We start from the raw sequence: 6,630 nt of genomic DNA, 5'->3' as shown, positions 1-6,630 counted from the left end.
ACACACCCCCCACCCACGAATCCCCCGCCTCCTCATCACCCCGCTGCAGCTTCGCCGGAGAACCCACCCGAGGACCGACCTGCTCCACAGCAGCACGCTGCCGCTTACGCCCCTTCCCAGAAACCCCACTCGCTCCCGACCGCTTGCCGCGTTCCGACGCCGCATCGAGCTCCTTTGCCGCGGCCACCGCCAGCGACGTCCAATCCACACCCCCCGAAACAACAGCCCTCAACAACGAGGTGACGTCACCGGCGGCGGCGAAGCCCGCTTGCAGCGCAATCTTCTGAGCCAACGAACCACTCACCGATGCCTCGGCGACGAACCTGTTGATCGCGCCCCGCGCCACCGGGTCCAGGCCGACCAAGACCTGACGATCCACCGGGCTCAGCTCGCCATAAGCCCCGGCCACCTTCTGCTTCGCCTCGGCCAAATCCGACCGCCGCTTGGACAAAGCCGACCGCCCCTCGGACAAACGCGACTGGCGCCTGTCCCCACCGAGCACCTGCGCCCTCAAAATCGACTGCGAGGGGCGCAGCTCGTCCCAGCCCATAGCGCTGACCACCGCCCGCAATCCCGCAGGCATGATGGGATCCTCCGACTCCTGAGCAACCTCCTGCCCGTCGACGGATCCCTGCTGCAGGATCTGCGACGACCCGCCCGGAACCGCCCCCTGCAAGAGAGCCCCGGCGACCAGGTTCAGCAAGGTTGCCGCAACATCCCTGGAATTTCTGAAACGTTGCGAACTCCCCGGTTTGGGAACCCAGTACTCGGTGTCGCCCCACGACTCCTTGGCGTGGAACGCCTCGGTCTTCGCCATCACCCGCAACGCCACCGGATCCATCGCCAGCACATGCGCGACGAACGTCTTCACAACCTCCCGCTCGCGCCACCCCAGCTTCCCCAAGCTCTCCCGCGCCTCCTTCTCGGACGCCTCAAGCACCGCAAGCTTGGCTTTGCCCAGATGCTCTGCTTCCCGCTTCTTCTCGTCGTGTACTTCGCCCGTCGGCGGCAGAGCCCAATGCGCCACCTCAGCCGCATCACCAAGCTCCCACGCAACCTTCTCCAACCGCTCGAACGTCAACCGCCCATCCGGCGTCCCGACACCACCGGCAACACTCCCTGACCCCCCAGCCACGTGCGCCAGCACCGCCAGCCACCCCGCCAGCGGAACCCGGCTCTCACCCTTGTCGTTAACCAGGCCCGCCAGCTCCGATGTCCCGACCGCCTGCACGGCCAACGGCGTCTTCGCCACGATATGCTTGGCAACCGTCTTGAGAACCTTCTCGGACACCCCCCTCAAAGCGGCCGGGAGCAGACCCCAGTCCACGGCTGACGACCAAGTCGAGCCAATCTTCAACGACGCCTCGCTCAGCCCCCGGGCGTTCTCCACGTCCTTCTCCGACAGCGGCAGCGACGACGACTTCAGCACCGCCTCGCGCAGCTCAAGTGCACGCGCCAGGGACTTCAACCCATCAGGCGTCAACTCCAACGGCCGCACATCCGCCATAGCCGGACCAGACACGGCAGGCCCCCTCAACGACGCCATACCGTCGTTCCCCGGGGCGTCCGCGTCCGTCCGCGCCTGCGCCTGCGCCTGCGCCTGCGCCTGCGCCTGCGCCTGCGACGATCCCGCTTCCAGCGCCTGCGACGATGCCCCCACGGCCGACTGCTCAGCCCTCAAACCAGCCAGAATCTCGTCGAACACCACCTCAGCGGCCTCGCCCCGATTAGCCCGAAGCCACACCACCCGCGCCACACCCTCAAAAACCTCCCCATCCTCACCCGCCAAAGCCCGAGAAGCGTCCAACCCACTCGGCGGACCCAACTCGCCCCAAATCCCACTCCACGCCTCATCACTACCCGGCGGCTCCAACGCCGACACCGCCGACAGCACCCGCGCCCTGTCCCACACACCCCCCACCCACGAATCCCCCGCCTCCTCATCACCGCGCCGCCGCTTCGCCGGAGAACCCACCCGAGGACCGCCCTGCTCCACAGCAGCACGCTGCCGCTTACGCCCCTTCCCAGAACCGCCGCTTTCCGGCGCGAGCTCCTTCGCGGCCGCCGCCAGCGACGTCCAATCCACACCCCCCGAAACAACAGCCCCCAACAACGACTCGACGTCACCAGCGGCGGCGAAGCCACCAAACTGTTCCGTTTGCAGCGCAATCTTCTGTGCCAACGAGCCAAACATCGATGCCTCGACGACGAACCTGATGATCGCGCTCTGAACCACCGAGTCCCCGTCGCCCAAGACCCGACGACCCTCCGGGCTCAGCGCCCTGGCCACCTCCTGCTTCACCTCGACCAAAGCCGATCGCCGCTTGGCCAAAGCCGACCGCCGCTTGGACAAAGCCGACCCCCAGAAGCGCGGCTCGTCCCGGTCCAGAGCGCTGACCACCTCCCGCAATCCCGCAGGCAAGGGATCCGCAACCTTCTGACTTCCGCCGGATCCCCGCTGCCGGATCAACTCGGCGACGACCTCCAGCAAGACCGCGGCAACAACCCTGGGTGGGCCGACAGTTTGATTGACGACCCAGCCGTCGGTGTCGCCCCACGATGGGGCGTTGTGGAACGCCTCGGTCTTCGCCATCACCCGCAACGCAAACGGATTCATCGCCAGCACATGCGCGACGAACGTCTCCACAGCCTCCCGCTTGCCCGGCTGTTCCTTGAGAAGCTGATCCAGGAGACCCCGTGCGCCTGCACTCACAAGGTTGCCCTCGAACGCCTTAAACACCGCATATTTGGCTTTGATCAGATGAATTGCCACATCTTCCCGCAACTTCTCGTTGGGTACTCCGCCTGTCAGCGGCAGAGCCCAACGCTCCACCCAAGCCGCATCACCAAGCTCCCACGCAACCTCCTCCAACCGCTCGAACGTCAACGGCTCAACCAGCGTCCCGACACCACCGGCAACACTCCCTGACCCCCCAGCCACGTGCGCCAGCACCGCCAGCCACCCCGCCAGCGGAACCCGGCTCTCACCCTTGTCGTTAACCAGGCCCGCCAGCTCCGATGCCCGGACCGCCTGCACGGCCAACGGCGTCTTCGCCACGATATGCTTGGCAACCGTCTTGAGAACCTTCTCGGACACCCCCCTCAAAGCGGCCGGGAGCAGACCCCAGTCCACGGCTGACGACCAAGTCGAGCCAATCTTCAACCCCTCGCGGTTCAGGCGCCGGTGGTTCTCCACGTTCTCCCGCAGCGACGACGACTTCAGCCTCGCCTCGCGCAGCTCAAGGTCATGCGCCAGGGACTTCAACCCATCAGGCGTCAGCTCCAACGGCCGCACATCCGCCGTAGCCGGACCAGACACGACAGGCCGCCTCAACGACGCCATACCTTCGTTCCCCGGGGCGTCCGCGTCCGTCTGCGCCCGTCCCTGTTCCTGCCCCTGTCCCCCTAGCGCACCGCGCCCGAAACCAGGTGGCCGGACAACCCCCTTGCCGTTATCACCCCGCACATGCCCCGAATCTCTGGAAGACTCGGAGCCCTCAGCGGCCCCGAAGCCCCCGAAGACGTCGTCATCAGAGAACGTCGGGACGTCGGCCATCGGCACGTCATCGCCCCAGCCGACCACGGTAGGTTGGCCGCGGACACCACCGGTGGAGCTTTCCCCCCGTTCCTCTACCGCCCGCCTTGGGCGTCGCCCCGGCTCGTGCCGCAGCACTTGCGGGGCGCCACCATCACCGTCGCCGACCAACCCGTCACCCACCGGCGCAGCAGCCTGCGACCGCACCGGCAACACCATCGACGCCGGGGGCGCGCTTTCCGGCGAGGTCGACGAGTTCCGAGCAACGATTTCCAGCGCCGACAACGCAACGGCGACGCCATCGGGGTTTACATCGGGATCCCACCCGAGCTCTTTAAGCCGCGGCGTAGCCCGCACAATCTGCACCGCTTCCGGTACACCCGCCAACGCCTCGGCGATGAGCCTGTTGACCGCGCGCTGCGCCGGCCCCAACGCACGCAGAGCACCAAGGTCGTCGTCGCTCAACTCGCCGTACGCGGCCCACACCATTACCTTCGCCGTCCGCAGCTGCTCGGCGCGATCCAGCCATTGCCGTATCGGTATGTCTCGCTCGGCCGTGCGAAGCTGATCCGCCGCACGAAGCAGCCCCTCGGCGCTCAACGGCGCCACGTCTCGCTGTTCGGCCGCTCCGCCCCGGGAATCCTCTTGCCCGGACACCACAGGCTCAGCAGACACCAAGGTCGCGAAGACCCTCATCACATCGACAGCAGCTGTTGAAGTTGGCTTCTTTTGGGGCACAGACCCCCAAGAGTCGGCGGCGCGGAACGCCTCGGTCTTCGCCAGCATCAGCAAAGCCAACGGGTTGCCCGCCAGCACATGAGCAGCGATGACCTCGACCGCGTCCCGCTTCGCCGACGGCACTTCTTTCAAGGTCTTCGATGTCTCAGTATCCGGCGTTCCACCAGACCAGAAGATCTCCGCCGCGGTTTGGCCACGTTTCAGCCACTCAGCGTTCGACTCCCGATCGCTCTCGGTCAGCTGGTGAGCCGCGTCCAGCACATCCCAGCGATCGCTATCAGTCTCACGAACAAGAAGATTCGCCGCATCCTCCAGCCCGGCGACCGTGATGGCCGGCAGCGCATCCCAAGCAAGAACACGCTCCTGCCCACCCTGATCACCCGGCTCGTTCGCCGCCCGCTGGTACCTGTCCCGCACGACATGCGTCAACACAGCCACCAACCCACCAAAAGTAACCCGTGACGAGCCCTCATGCACCAGCCCAGCCAGCTCGGGCGTCCTCCTCAACAACGCCAGAGCCGGCTGCGAGCCCGCGTTCGCTCGCTTGGCGAGCTCCACAAGATTGCCCCAGTCCCCGGGGTACTCCTCGCGGAAAGCCGCCGCCGCCGGGCTGATGTACCCGAAATGCTCCCCTCTGTTCAGACGGTTCGCGGCACCCAGCCTGTAGTGATACCTCGACCGCTCGGCCGCGGGGAGCAGCGACAGCCATGCGTCCTCGCCAGAGCTGACCCGGGCCAGCTGCGCCTCCAACGCCGCACCCGTCCACCCGGGCATCACGGGCGTCACGGTGGCAACGTGCCCAGGGTCGATCCGGCGCCCCCCAGCATCGAGCCCGTACACCCAATATCCGGAACCGGGATCACCGAGCGCATCCGGAAGCACACCACTCAGCGCCTCCCATCCGCGCACATGCACCGCCTGGCCCCGCCCACCACTCGGGCGCCGCACCACCAGAAACTCGGTCGTGGACGGCTCCTCCGCACTCCGCGCGAGTTCCGTCAACCGAACCCGGACATCAGCGACCATGCCCAACAACGCCGGTTCCGGAACGCGATGCGACCTCAGCCGCAAACGGTCCAACGCGCCAGAGAACGACTCCCACGCCTCAACGCCACCCGCCAGCTCCCCCCACTGCCGAACCTGCCGTACATTGTCCGCGATTTCCTGCACCAACTTCGCCGCAGAACCCCAACCCAGATTACGAAGCTGAGGTGTCGCATAGAGCACCTCAAACGCGAACGGCCGATCGGCCAGTGCATAGGCGACGATCCTGCCGACAGCACCCCGATCCACCTCATCCAGACCAGCCAGAAGATGCGCCTCCGTCATCTCTCCAAAGACGTCAGCCACCTCGGCCTGCGCCTGCTGCAGACGCACAACATGCTCGCGATCGGTCCCCCGCCGCCGCTGCCCCTCAAGGAACACCCCCTCGGCCGCATCAAAACGATCCGCCACCGTTTGCAGACCCTCCGTCGTGAACCTCACCGGCCAGGCCGGCACCCGCGCGGCCACAACACCCAACAGATCCGCGACGGAATTCAGATCAACACCGGCGAACTCCGGCAAATACATCGCCGCCGGCGTTTCAGCCAGCACATGCGCAACAATCCTGAACGCAGCATCCCGATACGCCGGCCCAGCCTCAGCCAGCCGATGCCACCCCGCATCACTCGAATGCCGGTCAGCGAAAACCCGCCGCACCTCACGCAACGCCGAACCCAACCGCAGCGCAGACACCGCAGACACCGACAAGTCACGCGTCCGAGCCGCATCCAGCGCATCCGCCGCATCCAGCAACCCCCGCGGCGTCCACTCCACCGAAAGAGCCGCGGTATCCCCGGACCTCTCGTCACCGCCACTGATGCCGTCGCCGTTGAACGCCTCCCCCGCGTCGCTAGACCCCGCGTCGTCTGGCCCTGCACCAAACAGCAACCCGTCACCACCGTCGCCTTCAAGGGTGCTCGGACTACCGTCGCTGTCGCCTCCAAGGGTGCCCGGACTACCGTCGGCAGTGAACTCGGCTTCCTGGCCCTGAACGGAAACCGTCATCTCTTGGCCGGCCAGTTCCCACTCAACCGTCAGACCGCTCACAATCTTGTCGACGTCGAAGTCGACCACGGCGGCGGAGGCCTCGCGCAGTGCCTCCGAAACCAATCTGTCGTCCGCCGGCGGCAACACGGACGCGTCGTCCAGCGCCTGCGCCTGCGACGATCCCGCTTCCTGCGTCTGTGACGGTGCCGCCGCGGCCGCCCGCTCAGCTACCAAACCAGCCAGGATCTCGTCGAACACCACCTCAGCGGCCTCGCCCCGATTAGCCCGAAGCCACACCACCCGCGCCACCCCGTCATAGACCTCCC

At 66.6% G+C, this 6,630-nt stretch carries 1 protein-coding gene; it reads right to left on the bottom strand.

Going from position 1 to position 6,630, the window contains the following annotated elements; translation table 11 throughout:
• Window positions 1-6,562 (bottom strand): hypothetical protein (locus tag AB0H93_RS44105; protein WP_358582921.1); only part of this gene is annotated, 6,562 nt, incomplete at its 3' end.
• Window positions 6,563-6,630 lie beyond the last annotated feature (68 nt).

Source organism: Saccharopolyspora sp. NPDC050642 (assembly GCF_040654735.1).
Lineage (GTDB): Bacteria > Actinomycetota > Actinomycetes > Mycobacteriales > Pseudonocardiaceae > Saccharopolyspora > Saccharopolyspora elongata.
The sequence above is the reverse complement of the archived record's forward strand: the minus strand, read 5'-3'. Positions and strand labels throughout refer to the sequence as shown.